Source organism: Citrobacter sp. TBCS-14 (assembly GCF_005280805.1).
GTDB classification, from domain to species: Bacteria; Pseudomonadota; Gammaproteobacteria; order Enterobacterales; family Enterobacteriaceae; genus Citrobacter; species Citrobacter gillenii.
Genome location: NZ_SZWM01000185.1, coordinates 190,408 through 213,475 on the forward strand (window position 1 = coordinate 190,408; position 23,068 = coordinate 213,475).

A 23,068-nucleotide genomic window follows, 5' to 3' on the forward strand; every position below is an offset into this window, starting at 1 on the left:
CTTATCGAATTAAAATGGGAGAAAGTGACCACAGCCTGCAGTCACAGGGATACATTGCCAACATTACCGCAACGATCGCGCTAACGGTAGCGTTTTATAGGGCTATTTTGATCCTGTCCGGCAAGCCAGGCGAGCTTTTCGCCAATCTTACCCTCAAGACCTCTGTTTGTCGGGCGATAATAGCGTGTTTGTGCCAGTTCCTGCGGGAAGTACTCTTCGCCGGCAGCATACGCATTCGGCTCGTCGTGCGCGTAGCGATATTCCTGGCCGTAGCCCATTTCTTTCATTAACTTCGTCGGCGCATTACGCAGATGCACGGGTACGTCGTAATCCGGACGATCGCGTGCATCTGCCAACGCCGCTTTATAGGCGGTATACACCGCGTTACTCTTCGGCGCGCAGGCCAAATAAACAATCGCCTGGGCAATCGCCCGCTCACCTTCCGCAGGTCCAACGCGAGTGAAACAATCCCATGCCGAAATCGCCACCTGCATGGCTCGGGGATCGGCATTACCCACGTCTTCAGAAGCGATCGCCAGACAGCGGCGTGCAACATACAGCGGATCGCCCCCAGCCGTAATGATGCGTGCGTACCAGTAGAGGGCCGCATCCGGCGCGCTTCCGCGTACTGATTTATGTAATGCCGAGATAAGATCGTAAAAACGATCGCCTTTATTATCAAAGCGTGCGCTACGCTCTCCGGCAATCTCTGTCAGCAATGTGGGTTGTAAAACGCGTTTTCCGCTGGCGTCGACTTCCGCCATATCGGCCATCATTTCCAGCGTATTTAGTGCCCGACGCGCATCGCCATTCACCAGCTCGGCAATGGCCCGACGGGTTTCATTCGGCAGAACAATATCCTGGCCGCCGTAGCCTCGCGCTTTGTCCGCCATCGCCTGATCCAGTACCTGCTCGATATCGTCGGTAGTGAGCGATTTAAGCAGATAGACGCGCGCACGCGACAGTAATGCCGAGTTCAGTTCAAACGAGGGGTTTTCAGTCGTGGCGCCTATAAACGTAATGGTGCCATCTTCAATATGCGGGAGAAAGGCGTCCTGCTGACTTTTATTAAAGCGGTGGACTTCATCCACAAACAATATAGTGCGCCGACCGGCGTTACGATTCTGACGCGCACGTTCAATCGCTTCACGAATTTCTTTCACACCCGAGGTGACGGCCGAAATGCGTTCAACGTCTGCGTTCGCGTAGCGGGCGATCACTTCAGCAAGAGTCGTTTTACCCGTGCCAGGAGGACCCCATAAGATCATGGAGTGCAGGTGCCCGGCCTCGATGGCGCGTGGCAAGGGCTTACCTGCAGCCAGCAAATGCTGCTGGCCGATATACTGCGCTAAATTTTCTGGCCGCATACGCGCGGCCAGCGGCTGAAAGGTATTATCAGAAAAATCGAGCGACAGATTACCCACTCACACGCCTCTACTTACGTTGATCGTCTACCGTGACACCCTGCGGAGGGGTAAAGGTGAATTTGGATGGTTCGATTGCGCCATTCTGCTGAGATTTCAGCTGATAGCTACTGCGCTGATCGTCCTGCTCGACGGCGCTAAACTGATGGATAGTGCCGTCGCGTCCCACATTGATGGTGAACTGCTTCAGATTGCCGCTGCTGGTTTTCGGAGTCAACACGAAGTCATCACCGTTTTGCTTGATGTTGTACTGCTGCCAGTCGCTGGACTGGTTGCGCGCAATCAGCATAAACGGCGTATTACCCGTGGCATCTTTCAGCCAGGTTGCCGTGGCCTGTTCGACAAACGGATTAAAGAACCACAGCGTTTTACCGTCGGAGACCAGAATGCTTTCATCAGGCTGTGTCATATGCCAGTTAAACAGGTTCGGACGTTTAACCCACAGGTCGCCCTGACCTTCCTGTACCGCTGCGCCGCTACCATCGGTCACCTTCTGAGTAAAGCTGGCATGGAAGCTACTGACTTTATCCAGACGACTTTTCAGGTCACTGGCGGCGTCAGCCCAGACGCTGCTCACCACAAAGCTCGACAGTAATGCACAGGTGATTGCGATCTTTTTCATCGTTATTCCTCAAAATTCGTCACTCCCGACGGGGAGATCCCTCTGCTATCCATTCCAGGCCAAAAATCAGCATGAGGAAAGTAGAAAATACTGAATTACTTAACTTTGCAATCAATCGAAGGGCGGCGGCGCCAGCACTTCACGATTACCATTATGCCCTTGCTCACTGACAATCCCCTGCGCTTCCATCTGCTCGATGATACGTGCCGCGCGGTTGTAACCGATGCGGAACTGACGCTGGACGCCGGAGATGGAGGCTTTGCGTTTTTGGGTAACAAAATTCACCGCCTGATCAAACAGCGGATCCAGTTCTTCCCCATTGTCAAAACCACCGCCGCCGCCTTCGCTTTCGCTATCAGAAGTGATGCCCTCAACGTATTGCGGACGGCCGCGCGCTTTCCAGTCTTGAACAACGGCATGAACTTCTTCATCACGCACAAAAGCACCGTGAACACGCACCGGAATTGTCGAGTTTGGTGCGGAATAAAGCATATCCCCCATCCCTAACAGTGATTCAGCACCTGACTGATCAAGGATGGTACGCGAATCAATTTTACTCGACACGGTAAAGGCAATACGGGTCGGGATGTTGGCTTTGATAAGCCCGGTAATCACATCAACCGACGGACGCTGGGTCGCCAGCACCAGGTGGATCCCCGCCGCACGCGCTTTTTGCGCCAAACGAGCGATCAGTTCTTCCACTTTTTTACCGACGGTCATCATCAGGTCAGCAAATTCATCGACCAGGACAACGATATAAGGCTCTTTTTTCAGCACCGGATGGGTAACATCCATGCTATCGCCCGGTTTCCAGTACGGGTCCGGGATCGGACGCCCCATACGATCCGCTTCTGCGATCTTCTCGTTGTAACCCGCCAGATTACGCACGCCCAGCGCTGACATCAGTTTGTAGCGGCGTTCCATTTCATTGACGCTCCAGCGCAACGCGTTGGCAGCATCCTTCATATCTGTAACCACTTCCGTCAACAGATGCGGAATGCCCTCATAAACCGACAACTCGAGCATTTTTGGGTCGATCATAATGAATCGCACATCTTCCGGCTGTGCCTTATACAGCATGCTGAGGATCATAGCATTGACCCCAACAGACTTACCGGAACCCGTGGTACCCGCCACCAGCAGATGCGGCATCTTCGCCAAATCAGCCGTAACCGGTTCGCCGGCAATATCTTTACCGAGCACTACGGTCAGCGGAGAAGGATTATCACGGAATTTCGCGTTATCCAGCACTTCGCGCAGGTAGACGGTCTGACGTTTTTTGTTCGGTAATTCCAACCCAACATACGGTTTACCTGGAATAACCTCCACCACACGAACCGCAGCGGTCGACAGTGAACGCGCCAGGTCTCGGGAGAGGTTAGAAATCCGTGCAGCCTTAACACCCGGAGCCAAATTCAGTTCAAAACGGGTTATCACCGGGCCCGGTGAATAGTTCACCACATCAGCCTTAATACGGAAATCTGCTAAGCGCGCTTCCACCAGTCGCGCCATTTGCTCCAGCGCGAAGGTGTCCACCGGTTCAACTTCACTCGGTGGCGGGGTGAGCAGATCCAGCGATGGCAGCAGCGTGGTTGGACGCTGAACAGGACGACTGTCGCCATTGCGCATCAATAATGGATGGATCAGGCTATCCTGCGGCTGCGGTGTAACAGGCTGTGACGGTTGCTGATAATGCTGCTGCGGCGCAACAGGTTGTGGCGCCTGCTGATAATGCTGCTGCGGTGCAACAGGCTGTGGCGGCTGCTGATAATGCTGCTGCGGCGCAACAGGCTGTGGCGCCTGCTGATAATGCTGCTGCGGTGCAACAGGTTGTGGCGGTTGCTGATAATGCTGCTGCGGCACAGGCTCCGGTTCAGGCATAACGCTTGGGGTAAACAGCGGCTCATGCGGGCCATCATCCACCAGTGCTTTCATCGGCGAGAAAGCAAAGTCATCTAACGAGAACGGATTAGCGCCCGCAGGCTGTTCGCCGGAATAGCGCTGCTGCTGGGAAGAAGCAAACTGACGGGCCAACTCCGCTTCTGCTGCAGACTCTTCGTCCTCAATCTGATGCGTATTGTCCTGATACTCTTCACCATAACGATGCTGCTGCGACTGGGCGAACTGACGCGCCAGCTCATCCTGTTGCATCGCTTCAATTTCATCGTCGGTATAATCCGTATCAAGCTGCTCTTCTCGCGCTTTCTCTTCGGCCATTCGTTGCGACGGTAGTTTGATACCATATGAAGCCAGCTCACGACGCGTTGGCACACGGACGCGATTTGGACGCGGCAACTGCGGACCAATGCCTTCTTTCACCTGTGGACGCGGCGCACCGCTACCCGCCAGACTAAACACAGGTGCAGCAACAGCAGCGGCCCCAGCGCCCATTGCGGCGTTTTTCACTCCGGCAGCCAGCGGCGCGACGGCCGCGACGGATTCAACCGGCGGTATAGATGCGGCAGTTGGCATTGATGGCATTGACGGTTTAATTCGCTCAGGTTCCTGCAGTGGTTCAGGAATGGGCTGATACCAGGCCGCGAGCTGTTCACGCTCACGCGCGCGCTTTTCTTCCACCTCTTCAAAGTAATAGAGTGGCGGACGCGCCGGTTTCGTCTCTTCCACAACCGGTTCAGGCTCGACAACCGGCGGTTGCTCAACAACAGGCTCCTGCACGAAAGCAGGCGGCTGCTGAGACGCAGGCTGCTGGAATGTGGATTCCTGCTGGTAAGCCGGCTGCGGGTGATAAACAGGATCCGGTGAAGGAACCGGCTGCTGTACCGGCTGTTGCTGCCAGCTTTGTTCTGGAACAGGCGGCTGCCACTGCGGCTGCATTTGCGGCTGCGGAGCTACCTGCTGTTGGTATTGAGGTTCGACAACGGGCGGCACAGCATATTGCGGCTGAGGCTCAACCGGTGCGGGCTGCTGCCACGGCTCATAAGGCTGTGCCGTCGGTTGAGTATATTGTGCAGGCTGCGGATAACCTTCGTAGGCAGGAGTCACAACCGGCTCAGCCACCTGTGGCGCTGGCGCAGGTTGCCATGCAGCAGTCGGTGCAGGCTGAACAGGAACGCCACCGGAAACCAGCGGAGCTTGCATTAAAGGATCGGCTGGCGCACTCCAGGCCTGCGCGGTCGCCGTGGCTGCTGCTGCGGCTGTCACAGGCTCAGTCACCGAGTGACCACTTAGCAGCGGGTCGAACTCATCATATTCAGGCAGCGTCGCGCGATTACCCGAGAACAGAACATCATTCGGATCGGCGGCAACACCACGGGCGCTGTATTCAATTTCATCTTCGTCATCCATCCGTTTACCGGAGAACAGCGCAGCATCGGTATGACGACCAAGCGGATTGGTGAACTTCTCGGCCAGCCGCTTACGACGTGCTAATGCCCCACGAAGAATACGCGCCCGGCGTGATTCATGCGGTTTTCCTTCGGCGATGTCGACGGACTCTTCATCGTCTTCATATTCTTCGTCATCGACCCATGTATCGTCACGACGAGTGCGGTTACTGGCAAAGGTCAGGATATTGAGTAACCAGCCGCCCAGTTTTTCCGCAATGCTCACCCATGACCAACCGGTAAACAACGTCAGACCTGCCGCCCAGATACACAATAGTGTGAGTGTTCCCCCGCTGCTATGCAGCAGAGGTTGTAGCGTGGTACTGAGCAGACTGCCAATCACGCCGCCAGACGCGAAATACCAGATATCATCGGCATTGATTGCCGCCAGTCCGCAAGAGGTAAGAATGAGCGCCAGAACGCCAATGATGCGCAGCGATACGGCGAAATAGTCAACGTACTCGTCACTGGCCTGATGTCGCCAGGTAAACCAACAGCCCCCAACAATGATCACAGGTAGGGTGTAGGCCATGATGCCAAAAATAAAGAACAGCGTGTCCGCCAACCATGCTCCGGGTATTCCCCCAAGATTGTGGATAGGCTCGTGCCACGCGGTTTGCGACCAGCTGGGATCCGAAGGGTTAAAGCTGAGTAAGGCAGCCATCAACCAGACGGCAAAAAGGGCAATAAGGATCAGTAGCGCTTCCAGAAGTCGGCGCCCGCTGCTTAACTTCGTCAATGTGACGTCTTTGTCTTCAGTGTATTCCTGGCTCAAAAACGGCTCTCCAGGTTTCAGGCTTTTCCTGCCCGATGCTAAAACGGACAACAGCACCGGGTTGCCCCGGCACTGTTGCTGTATGGATTAACAGGAGTGTAATCAAACTACGTCGATTTTGCACCTGTTCCGTGTTAGCGCGTCTTAATTACCAGACGATTGCTCTGTTTAACTTCTTCCATTACCACGTAAGTACGTGTGTCATTCACGCCAGGCAGACGCAGCAGGGTTTCCCCCAATAGCTTGCGGTATGCTGACATATCCGGTACGCGTGTTTTCAGCAGGTAGTCGAAATCACCGGAAACCAAATGACACTCTTGAATTTCTTCAAGTTTTTGCACTGCAGTGTTGAACTGCTCAAAGACATCCGGTGCGCCACGATTCAGAGTAATCTCAACAAAAACCAGAAGTGATGCATCCAGATAATGCGGGTTTAACAGCGCCGTATAGCCCTGAATAAATCCCTGTCTTTCTAACCGACGCACACGCTCAAGGCAGGGCGTTGGTGAAAGTCCCACTCGTTTAGAAAGCTCGACGTTAGAAATACGCCCATCCTTTTGCAGCTCATTAAGAATGTTACGATCGATACGGTCGAGATCTTTGCCAGGGCGCTTCTTACTATCTACCATTATTATTGTCTCTCTGTATTCCTTCCCTACTCCTGCCTGACCCTTCTAACATCACTGTTCAGAGTCGCTACCCATCACAATACCCGAAACCCAGAGGGATTTACGGTGTGAAATGTCTGGGTTTATGGTGAGAAGACCGTTGCCTGTCGGCGGCTATCGACATCACGAATGGCATCTGTCCACACCATGCGTAGATTTCGCTAACTCGGTAAACATGGTATCTGGATGCATGATTATGCAGCACACACACGACACAGTTTTTTTCTTCCTTGAATGTTTTCGCAAAACAGCAGGGGATTGTCAAAGCAAAACATCGATTTTTAGTACAACATGCCAGTTATTCATTGGGAGTGATGGAAAATCGTCATTTTATCGCCTTATAACTGGCCGATTTTAAGTAGAAATCGTTATGTCCCGTCATACTTCATGTTACCTGTGCGTTGGTTGACGTCCTTGCCGCCTGTCTGGCCGATCATCGGCTCCCGCTATTGCACAAATTGTTAACAAAATTGCCATACTCTTTTTTTACGCCTGCAAATTCCCTACAATCCAGTCATTGCCTGCCAACAACTATGGGGATCTCATGGGCACGACCAAACACAGTAAACTTCTTATTCTGGGTTCAGGCCCTGCCGGGTATACCGCTGCGGTCTATGCTGCACGCGCAAACCTGCAACCGGTACTGATTACCGGTATGGAAAAAGGGGGTCAGTTGACCACGACGACGGAAGTCGAAAACTGGCCTGGCGACCCGCACGATCTTACGGGCCCACTGCTGATGGAACGTATGCATGAGCATGCGACAAAATTTGAGACGGAAATCATTTTTGATCACATCAGCAAGGTTGATCTGCAGAACCGTCCGTTCCGTCTGACCGGCGACAGCGGCGAGTACACCTGCGATGCGTTGATTATCGCCACCGGCGCTTCCGCTCGCTACCTTGGCTTACCGTCTGAAGAAGCGTTTAAAGGTCGCGGTGTTTCTGCCTGTGCGACCTGTGACGGTTTCTTCTATCGCAACCAGAAGGTAGCGGTTATCGGCGGTGGCAACACGGCTGTAGAAGAAGCGTTGTATCTGGCGAATATCGCCTCTGAAGTGCATTTGATTCACCGTCGCGACAGCTTCCGTGCAGAAAAAATCCTTATCAAGCGCCTGATGGATAAAGTCGAAAACGGCAACATCGTGCTGCACACGCACCGTACGCTGGAAGAAGTGACCGGCGATCAGATGGGCGTCACTGGACTGCGTCTGCGTGATACCCAAAACACCGATAACGTCGAGTCTCTGGACGTTGCAGGACTGTTTGTCGCCATTGGTCACAGCCCGAACACCGCGATTTTTGAAGGCCAGCTTGAGCTGGAAAACGGCTACATCAAGGTTCAGTCCGGCATTCACGGTAATGCGACGCAAACCAGCATTCCAGGCGTGTTCGCGGCCGGTGACGTGATGGACCATATTTATCGCCAGGCGATTACCTCTGCAGGTACGGGTTGTATGGCAGCCCTTGATGCAGAGCGTTATCTCGACGGTCTGGCTGACGCCTGCAAATAAGTTTTACAAATCAGTAACAAAAGTAAAAAAGGCGACTATCAGTCGCCTTTATTTTTGCCCCGTTGTAACATTGTCCTGCCTAAAAATTCCTATAACTCACCTGCTAAGCGAGCAATGAATAAAACCCGTCAAAAAGAGCTAACACGCTGGTTAAAACAGCAAAGTGTCATTTCCCAGCGTTGGCTGAATATTTCACGCCTGTTAGGCTTCGTCAGCGGCCTGTTAATTGTCGCTCAGGCCTGGCTCCTGGCACGCATTCTTGATCACATGATCATGGATAATATTCCCCGCGAAGCCCTTCTGCTCCCTTTCATCGTATTAGTGCTGATTTTCATCCTGCGTGCATGGGTGGTCTGGCTACGTGAGCGGGTCGGTTTTCACGCGGGACAGCACATTCGTTTTGAAATTCGCCGTCAGGTTCTGGACCGTCTGCAACAGGCAGGCCCCGCGTGGATCCAGGGTAAACCAGCCGGAAGTTGGGCCACGTTGGTGCTCGAGCAGATTGACGATATGCATGATTACTACGCGCGTTATCTGCCGCAAATGGCGCTTGCCGTCTGCGTCCCCATTTTGATTGTCGCGGCCATTTTCCCGTCTAACTGGATAGCCGCCCTTATCCTGCTTGGCACTGCACCGCTAATCCCCATGTTTATGGCAATGGTCGGTATGGGCGCTGCTGATGCTAACCGACGTAACTTTCAGGCGCTAGCCCGACTCAGCGGTCATTTCCTCGACCGCTTGCGTGGTATGGAAACGTTAAGAATATTTGGTCGCGGCGAAGCGGAAACAGAAAGCATTCGTGCGGCATCACAAGATTTTCGCCAGCGCACCATGGAAGTTCTGCGCCTCGCGTTCCTCTCCTCCGGCGTACTGGAATTTTTCACCTCGCTGTCCATCGCGCTGGTGGCGGTTTACTTTGGCTTCTCGTACCTCGGTGAACTCAACTTCGGCCACTATGGCGTTGGTGTTACCTTAGCCTCTGGATTCCTGGCACTGATTCTTGCGCCTGAGTTTTTCCAGCCCTTGCGCGATCTGGGCACGTTTTATCATGCCAAAGCCCAGGCCGTCGGTGCCGCAGACAGCCTGAAAACGTTCATGGAAACGCCGCTGGCGCATCCTGAACGTGGCGACATTGAGCTGGCCGTAAAAGAGCCGGTTTCGATTACCGCAGAAGATCTGGTTATCACCTCCCCGGAAGGTAAAGTGCTTGCTGGTCCACTTAACTTCTCGCTGCCAGCCGGTCAGCGCGCGGTACTGGTGGGACGTAGCGGCTCCGGTAAGAGCTCGCTGCTGAATGCCCTTTCTGGTTTTCTCTCGTATCAGGGTTCGCTGAGAATTAATGGTTTTGAGCTTCGCTCCCTGGCCCCTGACTCCTGGCGAAAACAGCTGTCGTGGGTAGGACAGAACCCACAGCTTCCTGCCCCAACGTTGCGCGATAATGTGCTGCTGGCACGTCCAGATGCCAGCGAGCAACAGCTTCAGGCCGCGCTCGACAGCGCCTGGGTAAGTGAGTTTTTACCTCTACTGCCTCAGGGCGTGGATACCCCGGTCGGCGATCAGGCCGCCCGACTTTCCGTCGGGCAAGCGCAGCGCGTTGCCGTCGCCCGCGCCTTGCTCAATCCGTGTCAGCTAATGCTACTGGACGAACCCGCCGCTAGCCTCGATGCGCACAGCGAGCAGCGCGTCATGCAGGCGCTGAATGCAGCATCACGCCGCCAGACCACGCTGATGGTCACGCACCAGCTTGAAGACCTTACCGAGTGGGATGCCATTTGGGTCATGCAGGACGGACAGATCGTCGAGCAAGGCACTTATGCTCAACTGAGCGCAGCCAACGGGGCTTTTGCAACACTGCTGGCTCACCGTCAGGAGGACATCTAAATGCGCGCTTTGCTACCTTATCTGACGCTGTATAAACGTCATAAATGGATGTTAACGCTGGGAATTATTCTGGCGATCATCACGCTAATAGCCAGTATCGGCTTGCTGACACTTTCCGGTTGGTTCCTCTCCGCTTCCGCGGTGGTTGGCGTCACCGGGATTTACAGTTTTAACTATATGCTCCCCGCTGCCGGCGTGCGCGGTGCGGCGATCACCCGTACCGCAGGTCGTTATTTCGAGCGACTGGTCAGTCACGACGCGACATTCCGCGTGTTGCAGCACCTGCGTATTTATACATTTAGTAAGCTGCTGCCACTCTCTCCGGCGGGTCTGGCCCGTTATGGCCAGGGTGAACTGCTTAACCGCATCGTTGCGGATGTCGATACGCTTGATCACCTTTATCTGCGCGTCATCTCTCCGCTGGTTGGGGCATTTGTCGTGATTATGGTGGTGACGCTGGGTCTGAGCGTGCTCGATCTCACGCTGGCCATCACCCTCGGTGGCATCATGCTGCTGACCTTGTTTATTTTGCCTCCGCTGTTTTATCAGGCCGGAAAACGCACCGGGCAAAACCTGACGCACCTGCGCGGGCAATATCGCCAACAGCTGACATCCTGGCTGCAGGGCCAGGCCGAGCTGACCATTTTTGGCGCAAGTGTTCGCTATCGAGCACAAATGGAAGCCACAGAGTTACAGTGGCACGAAGCTCAGCGTCGCCAGTCCGAATTAACGGCGCTGTCTCAGGCCCTAATGCTGCTGATTGGCGCACTGGCCGTCATCGTGATGCTCTGGATGGCCTCGGGCGGCGTGGGAGGCAATACCCAGCCAGGTGCGCTGATTGCGCTGTTTGTGTTCTGCGCACTGGCCGCATTTGAAGCCCTGGCCCCGGTAACGGGTGCATTTCAGCACCTCGGTCAAGTGATCGCCTCTGCCCTGCGCATTACAGAACTGACGGAACAAAAACCGGAAGTCACTTTCCCCGACGCAGGATCGACAGTTTCTGAGCCGATTACCCTCACGCTGCGCGACGTTTGTTTCAGCTACCCGGGCCAGGCGCAAAATGCGCTGGATACCCTCTCCCTGCAAGCAAAACCCGGCGAGCATGTTGCGATTCTCGGCCGCACCGGCTGTGGAAAGTCCACCCTGCTACAACTGCTGACCCGCGCCTGGAACCCGCAACACGGTGAAATTTTGTTTAACGACCGTCCGATTTCAACTCTGAGTGAGTCAACGCTGCGTCAAAGCATCAGCGTCGTGCCGCAACGTGTGCACCTGTTTAGCGCCACATTACGCGACAACCTGCTGCTGGCCGCGCCGCAGGCCAGTGATGACGCATTATCCGAAATACTGTGCCGCGTTGGTCTGGAAAAACTGCTGGAAGATGATGGTCTCAACGCCTGGTTAGGTGAAGGGGGTCGTCAGCTTTCCGGCGGCGAACTCCGCCGTCTGGCAATCGCTCGCGCGGTACTCCACGATGCCCCGCTGATGCTGCTGGATGAACCTACCGAAGGACTGGACGCTACCACCGAAAGTCAAATGCTTGAATTGATTAGTGATGTCATGCGAGATAAAACGGTATTGATGGTGACGCATCGCCTGCGCGGGCTATCGCGTTTTAATCAAATAATAGTGATGGACAACGGACACATTATTGAGCAAGGTAATCACGCAGATCTGTTAGCCAGGCAGGGGCGTTATTACCAGTTTAAGCAACGTCTGTAAGCTATTATTGAACGATCGACTCGCGTAGTGGAGTTTCGCTGTCATGCGCCTGGTGCAACTGTCCCGCAATTCTATCGCCTTCCCGTCACCGGAAGGCGCGTTACGCGAACCTAACGGTTTGTTAGCGCTGGGTGGCGATCTCAGCCCTGCCCGTCTGCTTATGGCGTACCAGCGCGGTATTTTTCCGTGGTTTTCTCCTGGCGACCCAATCCTTTGGTGGTCGCCCGATCCGCGCGCCATTTTGTGGCCTGAGACATTTCATCTTAGCCGTAGCATGAAGCGTTTTCATAAACACTCACCTTATCGTGTCACGTTAAATTACGCCTTTGGTCAGGTGATTGAAGGTTGTGCCAATGACCGCGAAGAAGGGACCTGGATAACGCGTGATATTGTTGACGCTTACCACCGCCTGCATGAATTGGGGCACGCGCATTCCATTGAAGTGTGGCGGCACAATGAATTAGTCGGCGGTATGTACGGCGTTTCGCAAGGCACGCTCTTCTGCGGTGAATCAATGTTCAGTCGTCAGGAAAATGCCTCGAAAACCGCGTTGCTTGTTTTTTGCGCTGAATTTAGCCAGCAGGGTGGGAAGTTAATTGACTGTCAGGTGTTAAATGGACATACAGCGTCGCTGGGCGCCGTCGAAACGCCGCGTCGGGAGTACCTTGAACACTTGAGCAGACTGCGCCAGCAGCGGTTACCCAGCCATTTTTGGGTACCGCGGACGTTATTTTTACCTCAGGAGTGAATGTTTTCGGCACATTTTTTGTCGGGGTGTTATAATTGCGTCGCAGAGTTGGTTTAGCCCATTACCCCGCCGCCGTTAAGGAACAGTTCGCGTCAGGCAACGCCTATCGTTTATCTCATCGTTCCCTTACACGTTGCGCTTTAAGTGCGGCTTTGCCGTGTGTGGATAGAGTAATGCGCCAAACTTGATTTGCTGTATTTTAATCGCGCAAATCTTTACTTATTAAAAGAACTTCGGCATTATCTTGCCGGTTCAAATTACGGTAGTGATACCCCAGAGGATTAGATGGCCAAAGAAGACAATATTGAAATGCAGGGTACCGTTCTCGATACGTTACCTAATACCATGTTCCGCGTAGAGTTAGAAAACGGTCACGTGGTTACTGCACACATCTCCGGTAAAATGCGTAAAAACTATATCCGCATCCTGACGGGAGACAAAGTGACTGTTGAACTGACCCCGTACGACCTGAGCAAAGGCCGCATTGTCTTCCGTAGTCGCTGATTTTTTTCACGCCAGACTGGCGTCCAGATAATAAAAGGTCGGTATATCCGGCCTTTTTTGTGGGCCAAATTTGAGGCTTTAGTCCTCAATCATGCGTGCATATTCTTCCGTCAGGAAATCCACTAATGCGCGCACCGAGGGCAATAACCCCCTACGCGATGGAAAGACCGCGTGAATAATCTCCCGCCTCGGTTCCCAGCCATCCAGCAATGCCACCAGCTCCCCTGCGGCTAATTGATCCTTGACCATTAACTGCGGGAGTTGCACCACGCCTACCCCGGCAACCGCGGCCTCGCGCAGCGCCAGCATATCTGTGGTGATCATACGCGGCATAAAATGTACTTCCGCGCGGGCACTCTGTGGGCCAAACAACTCCCAACGATGAACATGTTTCCCCGCCGCCAGACTCAGCCCGGGCCAACGGGTCAGCTCTGCTGGGGCGTGTAATGTCCCCATCTGCTCAACCAATCGCGGACTGGCATACAGCCGGTGCCCCCTGTCAGCAAGCACCCGCATGACCAAATCACTGTCTTCAAGAGGACGAGGTCGGACGCGAATCGCCACATCCAGACCTTCTCCGACGACGTCGACGCGGCGATTCGTGGCTTCAAGCTGTACTGCAACATCCGGATAACGCGCCATGAACCGGGCCAGCATGGGGCCGATATGGACATGCAACAGCGTCACCGGGCACGTCAGTTTAACAATGCCACGTGGCTCAACCTGCAACGCCGCAATGGCATCCTGCGCCGCCTGCGCCTCCACCAACATCGCCTTACAGTGTTCGTAAAAGGTCTGTCCGACCTCCGTGACATTAAACTGTCGGGTTGTTCGCTGAATCAAACGCACCCCCAGTCTCTCCTCCAGTTGCGCAATACGCCGACTGAGTTTGGATTTGGGCTCATCAAGCGCACGGCCTGCTGCTGCGAATCCTCCCTCTTCGACAACATGCACAAACCATGCGAAATCATTGAGATCCAGCTTCGTCATCTTATTGTCCTATTAATGAGACGGTGAGGACTATTTTAGCCACTACTCAGCTCGCTGTCATGGATATAAGCTTATTCACATCAAGATAACGCCACTGAGGAGATACATATGAAACACGTAACAGGCGTCTATACCGCACCTCGCCCACACTGGGTTGGCGATGGATTTCCAGTTCGCTCGATGTTCTCTTACCAGTCTCATGCTGAGCAGCTCAGTCCGTTCCTGCTGCTGGATTACGCGGGTCCGCATACCTTTACACCGGGTAATGAAAAGCGCGGCGTCGGTGAGCACCCGCACCGTGGTTTTGAAACAGTGACCATTGTTTACAGCGGTGAAGTTGAACATCGCGACTCAACCGGGCGCGGCGGCATTATCGGTCCAGGCGATGTGCAGTGGATGACAGCAGGGGCCGGGATTTTACACGAAGAATTTCATTCGCCGGAATTTACCCGTAAGGGCGGCGAGCTGGAAATGGTCCAGCTGTGGGTCAACCTGCCAGCCAAAGACAAAATGACCGTGCCGGGTTATCAGGGCATCAGCAGCGACGTTATTCCCACCGTCGACCTGCCAGATAACGCAGGTACCGTGCGCGTGATTGCGGGCAGCTATCAGGATACGAAAGGCCCCGCGCATACCTTCTCACCGTTAAATGTGTGGGACATACGCCTGCAAAGTAATCGCCCGGTCACGCTGTCCCAACCGGAAGGATGGAGCACTGCGCTGGTGGTGCTGAAAGGCACGATCACCATCAACGGTGCCACCTCCGCGGGTGAGGCGCAGCTGGTGGTATTAAGCCAGCAGGGTAAAACCCTACATATCGAGGCCAGTAGCGACGCCAGCGTGCTGCTGCTGTCAGGCGAACCGTTAAATGAACCCATTGTCGGTTACGGTCCGTTTGTGATGAACACAAAACAAGAGATCGCCGAAGCCGTACGCGATTTCAACTCCGGCCGTTTTGGCCAAATCTAAAGCGAAGGAGAATACGATGTCCAGTCCTGCAAATTTTAATGGTTCACGCCCGGTTATCGACGTAGATGATGCCGTGATGCTGCTTATCGATCACCAGAGCGGTCTTTTTCAGACCGTCGGTGATATGCCAATGCCCGAACTGCGTGCCCGTGCCGCTGCGCTGGCAAAAATAGCCACCCTGGCGAAGATGCCGGTGATCACCACCGCCTCCGTTCCACAGGGACCCAACGGCCCGTTGATTCCGGAAATCCACGCCAATGCGCCCCATGCTCAGTACGTGGCGCGCAAAGGCGAGATCAACGCCTGGGATAACGAAGACTTTGTTAAAGCCGTCAAAGCAACGGGTCGTAAAACGCTGATTATCGCCGGTACCATTACCAGCGTTTGCATGGCTTTCCCGGCCATCAGCGCGGTAGCGGAAGGGTATAAAGTGTTTGCCGTCATTGACGCTTCCGGCACTTACAGCAAGATGGCGCAGGAAATCACGTTGGCGCGAGTGGTACAGGCAGGCGTGGTGCCAATGGATACCGCAGCCGTTGCGTCTGAAATACAGCGGACCTGGAACCGGGAAGATGCCGCTGAATGGGCGGAAGTGTATACCAAAATCTTCCCGGCCTATCAGCTGCTGATCGAAAGCTACAGCAAGGCTCAGGAAGTTGTCACCAGCGGTGAAAAACTGGACTCTCAGCGCTAATCATGTTCTCTGCGCCTGTCCGGGCGCAGAATATGTCTATTGCGTAACCAAACGAGAGTGAAGACGTAAATTCTGCTTGACCGTTTTAGCGCAACTCCCTATAGTAGCGCCCCGTTGCCCCCCAAGCGGTCAGGCAGCAATACAATACGGTGAGGTGTCCGAGTGGCTGAAGGAGCACGCCTGGAAAGTGTGTATACGGCAACGTATCGAGGGTTCGAACCCCTCTCTCACCGCCACATTTGAGAAAGAGCTCGTACGCAAGTACGGGCTTTTTTTTCGTCTATTGCATTTACCGAATGCGGCCAACAACCCGCATCCATCCTTAGACCTGACAAGCGAAGCGTCATCAGGCATTCCCTGCGAAGAAAAGAAACTATTGTCGGCTGAGCAGCGTCAATACTTCATAGTGCGCGGTGTGCGGGAACATATCGAAAAGTTGAACCCGTTCTATGCGATAGCCTGGCAGCTCGCCAATATCCTTCGCCATGCTTTGCGCATTACAGCTGGAGTAGATGATAAACGGCGGTGCCATGTGGGAAAGATAATCACACAGGGGTTTACCAATGCCCCGACGCGGAGGGTTCACCAGCACCAGATCCGGAACGTCTTCCTGTGCCGTCGCGAATTGGGTCGAATCGAGCGCTTGAAAGTGCAGATTCTGTAACCCCAACGTCTGCGCAGATTGTTTCGCACAGGCGATCGCCTCTGGTGCGATCTCGATACCCGTCAGTTTCATCTGCGACGTAGCGCAATGCAGGCCAAAACCGCCAACACCGCAAAACAGATCCCACATATGGTTGACCGAAAGCTGACGCACCCAATCGCGAGCCGTGGCATACAAACGCTCAGCCACTACCGGGTTGGTTTGAAAGAAACTCTGCGGGCGGATCCACAGCGGTACATCATTAAAACGTTCAGCCAGCGCCTGCTGCTCCGTCAGGAAGATTTCTGTCTCCCCTTCCATAATCGCCATATGCACTGGTTGGATATTGACCGTTATCACCTTTAACTGCGGTAACTGCGCCTGCAGCCACGGCAACGCCGCGCGCAGTTGGCTCAGCTTGGCCTCTGAGCGTAAGACAAAACGCAGCATCATACCGCCGTCAAACTGGCTTTCCGTTAACAGCACATATTTCAGTTCGCCCCGCTTACGCGCTACGTTGTAAGGCGTCAACCCGGCACGGGCGATAAAGGGTTTTAGTGCGGCAAATACCGGCGCAAATGAGGCAGGATAAAGCGGACAGTCGCACAAATCTTCAGGTGTACCGTCACGATGCAGCATGCCCAACAGCGGTTTTTCCACGCTACCGCTCACCACCATTTTGGCTTTATTACGAAAAGCGCTCTCCGGGCCAACGACGGGCGCGCACCACTCCCCGACCGAATAGTCGGCAAGAAGAGTCTGGAGATCGGCCATTTTTGCACGGAGTTGATCGCCAACGGGCTGTGTTATCCACTGACAGGAACGACAGCGATCGGCGTCATAAAGAGCGCACTGCATAAGAAAACCTTCAAATTAACCGGGGCGAAGATTATACACATTATTGCAGACGGAAGAACCGTCGACTGGATGCCGGAACAAACAGCAACAACAGCACCAGCATATCCGGTAATTTCTGCATCACCAGCGTGCGAAAAATTTCACGCTTCGATTCACCCGCAATACTGAACAGCTCGGGATAACCATAACCTAACGATGCCGCCCACAAATAACCGGAGGCCACCACCTGGGTAAACAGATAAATCCAGCGCGCCCAGTTACGTCCTTTGACCAATGAAAAGGCACAGTAAATTTCGATAAACACCAGTATCAGACTGCTTAAAAACACCAGCGTTAAATTCCAGGTCTGCACGCTACGCTGGATAAATGCCATTGTCCCGCTCACACCCAACGTATTGAAAATCATCAACAGATCGAGGCCGCGGATCATAATAATAGCGAGCGCCGCCACCTGCACTAAAGCAGGAACGTTTAAGCGAGCATGTGATGTGGATGATTTCTTAAAAAATCCCAACGCGTCGTCTTCCGTGAAAACGGTGCAGCGCCACATGCTGCACCGAGTAGAGGTTGGCAGATTTTAGTTTTTTCAGCCGCGTCTTGCACGCTGGATATCGCGCAACCGCTGCTTTTCTGTCCGGGCCATCAGGTACCACGCGATAAATCCGATAATTCCTACCACGCCAAGAATCAGCGTCGCCAGCGCGTTAATTTCTGGATTAACCCCCATACGTACGCTGGAGAACACCAGCATCGGCAACGTCGTCGCCCCAGGACCGGAAACAAAGCTGGCGATCACCAGATCGTCAAGCGACAGGGTGAAAGCCAACAGCCAGCCGGAAATCACCGCCGGCATAATCATCGGCAGCGTGATGACAAAGAAGACCTTCAGCGGCGTGGCGCCAAGATCCATCGCCGCTTCTTCGATGGAGTGATCCAGTTCGCGCAAACGCGAGGAGATAACGACCGCCACATACGCCGTACAGAAAGTGACGTGCGCCAGCCAGATGGTTAACATCCCGCGATCTGCCGGCCAGCCAATAGCATGCGCCATGGCAACAAACAGCAACAACAGCGACAGGCCGGTGATGACATCCGGCATAACCAGCGGCGCTGTTATCATAAAGGCAAAGCCATTCGAACCCCGGAAACGACCAAAGCGCACCAGCACCACCGCAGCAATCGTGCCGAGGATCGACGCCATCGTCGCCGCACAAGCAGCAATGGTCAAACTCATCCCGACAGCGCTTATCATTGCAGTATCGTGGAGCAATTCACCGTACCAGCGCGTTGACCACCCTGCCCAGACCGTCACCAGTTTGGAGCTGTTAAACGAATAGATAACCAGCATCAGCATCGGCGCGTACAGGAAAGTGAACCCTATGACCAGGATAAAAATACGCCACGGTGAGCGAACGACGGGTAAATTATTCATCCGTGTTCCCCCACACTTTTTTGCTGATATTTATGGAACCACATGATCGGCACAATCAATAACAGCAGCATAATAATGGCCACAGCCGACGCCACCGGCCAGTCACGGTTATTGAAAAACTCCTGCCACAACACACGGCCAATCATAATGCTGTCCGGCCCGCCCAGCAGTTCAGGGATCACAAACTCCCCGACCGCCGGGATAAACACCAGCATTGAGCCTGCGATGATCCCGCCTTTGGTCAACGGCACGATCACGCTAAAGAACGTTTTCAGCGGTCGGGCCCCAAGATCCAGCGCCGCTTCCACCAGCGAATAGTCGATACGTGTCAACGCGGTGTAGATCGGCAGTACCATAAACGGCAAATATGCATAAACAATCCCGATATAGACCGCCAGATTGGTGTGCAGGATCGTCAGCGGCTGATCGATAATTCCCAGCCACATCAGAAAATTATTCAGGATCCCGTTATTTTTCAGGATCCCCATCCAGGCATACACGCGAATCAAAAACGAGGTCCAGGAAGGCAGGATCACCAGCAACAGCAGAATATTCCGCGTTGACGGTTTGCTGTGTGCCACAGCCCATGCCAGTGGATATCCCAGTAGCAAACAGCAGATCGTCGAAATCCCCGCCACCTGCAACGACTGCAGGTAAGCATCAACATACAACGGGTCAGCCGTCAGTTGCAGGAAGTTGCCAACATTGAGCGTGATGGAGAGCTGGTCGTCTGCCCATGAGATGAGGTCAGAATACGGGGGTATCGCCCGCGCCATCTCAGAAAAAGAGATCTTAAAAACGATTAAAAATGGCAGCAAAAACAGCAGAATCAGCCAGATATACGGCAGCGCAATCACCACCTTGCGCCCATGCCTCATCTGCATCCGCGACATAAACAGCGTGAAACGGCTCGCGTTGTCCACGCGCGCCGGAGGTTCAAGTGTACGCATTTTCACTCCTTAAACCGTCAACACTACGCAACTGTCCGCATCCCAACACAAACGCACCTCATCGCCCCAGGTCGGTAGCCCCTTACGGTAGCGATGTTCGTTTTGTAGCTGGGCACTCAACATCTGGCCGCTTTTTAAACGCACGTGGTACACCGACAAATCACCGAGATAGGCAATGTGCACCACTTCCCCCACCGCAAAGTTATAGCCATCTGCCGGTGGAGTCTCACAGAGCATAATTTTTTCCGGACGCAGCGCGACGTACACCGGGACGTTATCAACGATGGAGGCATCAGCATCGACTTTCAGCGGATGGACCAGCCCCGGAGAGTCAATGATCAGGCCGTCTTCCTGACGCGCTTTCAGTAGCCCCTCGAACACGTTTACCGAGCCAATAAATTCCGCGCTATAGCGGGTGGTCGGGTGCTCGTAAATCTCTTCAGGTTCGCCGATTTGCACGAACTTGCCGCGATTCATGATCGCAATACGCCCCGCCATCGTCATGGCTTCTTCCTGATCGTGCGTTACCATCACACAGGTCGCACCCACACGTTCGAGGATATCGACCACTTCCAGTTGCATGCGGTCACGTAGCTTTTTATCCAGCGCCCCCATCGGTTCGTCCAGCAGCAGCAGTTTAGGACGTTTTGCCAGGCTGCGCGCCAGCGCCACACGCTGTCGCTGACCGCCGGAAAGCTGATGCGGTTTGCGTTTGGCAAATTCCTGCATATGCACCAGGCCCAGCATCTCGTTGACCCGGCTGGTAATTTCAGCTTTCGGCAACTTGTCCTGCTTCAGGCCAAAGGCAATGTTCTGCTCCACCGTCATATGTGGGAACAGCGCGTAGGACTGAAACATCATATTAATCGGGCGCAGATACGGCGGGACGTGTGCTAAATCGACACCATCGAGCATAATTTGCCCGGTGGTCGGCAGTTCAAAGCCCGCCAGCATGCGCAGCAGGGTTGATTTGCCGCAGCCGGAGGCACCCAGCAGGGCAAATATTTCGCCTTTGTAGATAGTCAGGCTGACGTCATCGACGGCGTGCTGGCCATCGAAAGACTTGGTCAGATTACGAATTTCAAGCAGCGGGGTTAGCGCTTTGCGGGTCTTCGCCTGTGGGCGGGGGGTCGCATCATTCACGTGAGTGCTCTCCGGCATAAAACAAAGAAACAGTGCAAATAACGCACCAGCATGGTGCGTATTGCCGGGTTATGAGTGTTCAGGGTTCGGGTGTCCCGGCGGACTTACGCGCCGCCGGGTCATCTCCCTGACGCGGGTTATTTCCCGCTTTTCACCTTGGTCCAGGCACGAGTACGGACACGATCGATCTTCGGATCCTGTACTTTCAGAGTGAACAACTTGGCTCGCACATCGGCCGGCGGGTAAATCCCCGGATTGTCACGAACTTCAGGGCTGACCAACGCCGTCGCCTCTTTGTTCGCGTTGGCGTAGAACACGTGGTCGGAAATATGGGCAATCACATCCGGACGCAGCAGATAGTTGAGGAACTGATACGCTTCGTCTTTATTTTTAGCATCCGCAGGCATGGCGAAAACATCGAAGAACGCCATCGCCCCTTCTTTTGGAATTGAGAAGGAAATATTGACGCCATTTTTCGCTTCTTTCGCGCGATTAGCGGCCTGCCATACGTCCCCTGCCCAACCAATTGCCACGCAGCTATCACCGTTTGCCAGATCGTTAATGTATTGAGAAGAGTGGAAATAACGAATATTAGGACGCAGCTTCAACAGCAGATCTGTTGCCGGTCCGGTGTAATCGTCCGCTTTGGTACTGTTGGGGTCTTTACCCAAGTAATTCAGCACGGTGGCAAACACTTCTTCGGGGGCATCAAGGAACGAGACGCCGCAGCTTTTGAGTTTTTCCAAATTTTCCGGCTTCAGGATCAGATCCCAACTGTCGACCGGCGCATCCGCGCCCAGCACCGCCTTCACTTTATCCACGTTGTAGCCAATACCGGTGGTTGCCCACATATACGGCATCGCAAACTTGTTGTCTGGATCGTGTTTCGCCACCAGCTTCAGCAATTCGGGATCGAGGTTTTTCCAGTCTGGCAGTTTACTTTTGTCCAGCGGTTGGAAAACACCCGCAGTAAGCTGACGCTCAAGGAAGCTGGCGGAAGGAACGACAAGGTCAAAGCCAGTGCTACCCGCCATGAGCTTACCTTCCAGTACTTCATTGGAGTCGAACACATCATAAACCACTTTAATGCCGGTCTCTTTTTCAAAATTAGCCACCGTGTCGGGGGCGATATAATCAGACCAGTTATAAATATGCAGCGTTTTTTGTTCAGCAGCGAGCGTGCCGGCAGAGAGGGATATCAGAGCACCCGCAACCAGGCCTGATAACCATTTTTTATTTAAGGCGGTCATAATCTCTTTCCTTCTGAAAGTTCGTTAACAAACGAACAAAAAATTCACACTCTATGATATGCAAGAAACGTGCATATTCTTTCATTCAGCACAAATAAGAAAAGAGGCTTCCCCTGTGCCGCTATGGCTCGCTGATAATCGCGGAATCATTCAACATGCATTGCGGTCGCATGCAGCCCATAAAGGGTTCATTGAAGGATGACGTTTATAAGCCTCGCCAGAATAACTTTAGCCAGGATTCGAGGATATAGCCCAGTTAAAAAAACGTCTTTTATCAATTTTTTATGCAGGATTTATCTATGACATAAGGCAGAAGGCGTGGAAGTTAGGTGAATAATTCTTTAATAAAAGGTTAAATGCAGAATAAAAATAGGGTAATACGCAACCGCTCTGGCAGCGGCTGCGCTTTTGGCATCATTGCTCAGGAAATATTAATGGAGGAAATGGGTCTCAGTACCGCTGTTTTGCACATCTTCTTCAGCGTTAAATAACAGTTGATGCGCCCCGGCTTCAAGGATCACCATGGATATCTGCTCTTCGCTCTGGCGAACAAAACATTCGAACTGCTCAAACGTGACGCCCGGCACAACGTATAAAGACTGGCAAACCACCAGCTTTGGCAGATTATCATCCTGCATGTCCAGAAAGGCTTTCACCGTCAGCGAACTGGCATTAATGGATGACAGATCGGCAGCCAACGGCAGCAACGCCGATGGCCTGACTTCCGCCATCGCAGAGAACAGTATGACGTTATCCACCAAATCAATTTTCGCATCAAAGATGCCGTCAAAGTTTTGCATATGAGGTAAATGCAGCGCCTGACAGGTATCGCATTCAAAAAAACTCATGCCCAGGTCGTCGAGCCATTGACGCAACGTATCCAGAGTGGGAACGACCAGTGATGTCATAATAATGTGCGACCTCTTTCGATGAAAAAA

General features: G+C 53.6%; 19 protein-coding genes, 1 tRNA gene and 1 pseudogene. 9 read left to right on the plus strand and 12 right to left on the minus strand.

Annotated elements, in window-relative coordinates; all coding sequences use genetic code 11:
- Positions 1–80: 80 nt before the first annotated feature.
- The 4 genes from rarA to lrp all read right to left on the minus strand — a co-directional run bounded on the left by rarA (position 81) and on the right by lrp (position 6,794).
- A complete protein-coding gene (gene rarA / locus FDX22_RS09580; protein ID WP_096757693.1) occupies positions 81–1,424 on the minus strand; it encodes a replication-associated recombination protein RarA in 1,344 nt (447 codons plus the stop codon).
- A gap of 10 nt (positions 1,425–1,434) precedes the next feature.
- Positions 1,435–2,046 (minus strand): outer membrane lipoprotein chaperone LolA, encoded by a 612-nt coding sequence (gene lolA / locus FDX22_RS09585; RefSeq protein WP_096757694.1) that lies wholly within the window; start codon positions 2,044–2,046, stop codon positions 1,435–1,437.
- 111 nt (positions 2,047–2,157) lie between these two features.
- Complete coding sequence (gene ftsK, locus FDX22_RS09590; protein ID WP_146717106.1) at positions 2,158–6,165, minus strand: DNA translocase FtsK; 4,008 nt, start codon at positions 6,163–6,165, stop codon at positions 2,158–2,160.
- Between the two features lie 134 nt (positions 6,166–6,299).
- Positions 6,300–6,794 (minus strand): leucine-responsive transcriptional regulator Lrp, encoded by a 495-nt coding sequence (gene lrp, locus FDX22_RS09595; protein ID WP_000228473.1) that lies wholly within the window; start codon positions 6,792–6,794, stop codon positions 6,300–6,302.
- A 583-nt stretch (positions 6,795–7,377) separates the two neighbouring features.
- Between lrp and trxB the strand changes: the two genes are divergently transcribed.
- The 6 genes and pseudogenes from trxB (at position 7,378) to infA (ending at position 13,201) form a co-directional block, all read left to right on the plus strand.
- Complete coding sequence (gene trxB / locus FDX22_RS09600; RefSeq protein ID WP_096757696.1) at positions 7,378–8,346, plus strand: thioredoxin-disulfide reductase; 969 nt, start codon at positions 7,378–7,380, stop codon at positions 8,344–8,346.
- A gap of 114 nt (positions 8,347–8,460) precedes the next feature.
- Positions 8,461–10,227: a cysteine/glutathione ABC transporter permease/ATP-binding protein CydD gene (cydD, locus tag FDX22_RS09605; protein WP_137362367.1), complete on the plus strand. Its 1,767-nt coding sequence runs from the start codon at positions 8,461–8,463 to the stop codon at positions 10,225–10,227.
- Entirely contained in the window at positions 10,228–11,949 is a 1,722-nt protein-coding gene (gene cydC / locus FDX22_RS09610) for a cysteine/glutathione ABC transporter ATP-binding protein/permease CydC (protein WP_146717107.1), read from the plus strand. It begins immediately after the preceding gene.
- 43 nt (positions 11,950–11,992) lie between these two features.
- Positions 11,993–12,697 (plus strand): leucyl/phenylalanyl-tRNA--protein transferase, encoded by a 705-nt coding sequence (gene aat, locus FDX22_RS09615; protein ID WP_096757699.1) that lies wholly within the window; start codon positions 11,993–11,995, stop codon positions 12,695–12,697.
- Positions 12,698–13,055 (plus strand): annotated as a pseudogene (locus FDX22_RS09620) (hypothetical protein).
- On the plus strand, positions 12,983–13,201 hold the full coding sequence (gene infA / locus FDX22_RS09625; RefSeq protein WP_002211347.1) for a translation initiation factor IF-1: 219 nt from the start codon (positions 12,983–12,985) through the stop codon (positions 13,199–13,201). Before FDX22_RS09620 ends, infA begins: the two are co-directional and overlap by 73 nt.
- A 78-nt stretch (positions 13,202–13,279) precedes the next feature.
- Here infA and FDX22_RS09630 read toward each other — a convergent pair whose 3' ends face one another.
- A complete protein-coding gene (locus FDX22_RS09630) occupies positions 13,280–14,191 on the minus strand; it encodes a LysR family transcriptional regulator (RefSeq protein ID WP_146717108.1) in 912 nt (303 codons plus the stop codon).
- A 108-nt stretch (positions 14,192–14,299) separates the two neighbouring features.
- On the opposite strand from FDX22_RS09630, the gene FDX22_RS09635 reads away from it, so the two are divergent.
- From FDX22_RS09635 to FDX22_RS09645, 3 genes are all read left to right on the plus strand, one after another.
- Complete coding sequence (locus tag FDX22_RS09635; RefSeq protein WP_146717109.1) at positions 14,300–15,160, plus strand: pirin family protein; 861 nt, start codon at positions 14,300–14,302, stop codon at positions 15,158–15,160.
- A 16-nt stretch (positions 15,161–15,176) separates the two neighbouring features.
- Entirely contained in the window at positions 15,177–15,854 is a 678-nt protein-coding gene (locus FDX22_RS09640) for an isochorismatase family protein (protein ID WP_137362364.1), read from the plus strand.
- A 148-nt stretch (positions 15,855–16,002) separates the two neighbouring features.
- Positions 16,003–16,090 (plus strand) — tRNA-Ser (locus FDX22_RS09645).
- A gap of 137 nt (positions 16,091–16,227) precedes the next feature.
- Here FDX22_RS09645 and rlmC read toward each other — a convergent pair.
- From rlmC to FDX22_RS09680, 7 genes are all read right to left on the minus strand, one after another.
- A complete protein-coding gene (gene rlmC / locus FDX22_RS09650) occupies positions 16,228–17,355 on the minus strand; it encodes a 23S rRNA (uracil(747)-C(5))-methyltransferase RlmC (RefSeq protein WP_146717110.1) in 1,128 nt (375 codons plus the stop codon).
- A gap of 40 nt (positions 17,356–17,395) precedes the next feature.
- A complete protein-coding gene (locus FDX22_RS09655) occupies positions 17,396–17,905 on the minus strand; it encodes a YbjO family protein (protein ID WP_096757704.1) in 510 nt (169 codons plus the stop codon).
- A 36-nt stretch (positions 17,906–17,941) separates the two neighbouring features.
- On the minus strand, positions 17,942–18,787 hold the full coding sequence (gene potI / locus FDX22_RS09660) for a putrescine ABC transporter permease PotI (RefSeq protein ID WP_096757705.1): 846 nt from the start codon (positions 18,785–18,787) through the stop codon (positions 17,942–17,944).
- Entirely contained in the window at positions 18,784–19,737 is a 954-nt protein-coding gene (gene potH, locus FDX22_RS09665) for a putrescine ABC transporter permease PotH (RefSeq protein WP_146717111.1), read from the minus strand. Before potH ends, potI begins: the two co-directional genes overlap by 4 nt.
- Positions 19,738–19,746: 9 nt before the next feature.
- The gene (gene potG, locus FDX22_RS09670; RefSeq protein WP_096757707.1) at positions 19,747–20,880 is read right to left on the minus strand and encodes a putrescine ABC transporter ATP-binding subunit PotG; all 1,134 of its coding nucleotides are present in this window, start codon (positions 20,878–20,880) and stop codon (positions 19,747–19,749) included.
- Positions 20,881–21,017: 137 nt separating this feature from the next.
- A complete protein-coding gene (gene potF, locus FDX22_RS09675) occupies positions 21,018–22,130 on the minus strand; it encodes a spermidine/putrescine ABC transporter substrate-binding protein PotF (RefSeq protein ID WP_096757708.1) in 1,113 nt (370 codons plus the stop codon).
- Between the two features lie 431 nt (positions 22,131–22,561).
- Positions 22,562–23,038, minus strand: coding sequence for a YbjN domain-containing protein (locus FDX22_RS09680; RefSeq protein ID WP_096757709.1), 477 nt, complete (start codon positions 23,036–23,038; stop codon positions 22,562–22,564).
- Positions 23,039–23,068 lie beyond the last annotated feature (30 nt).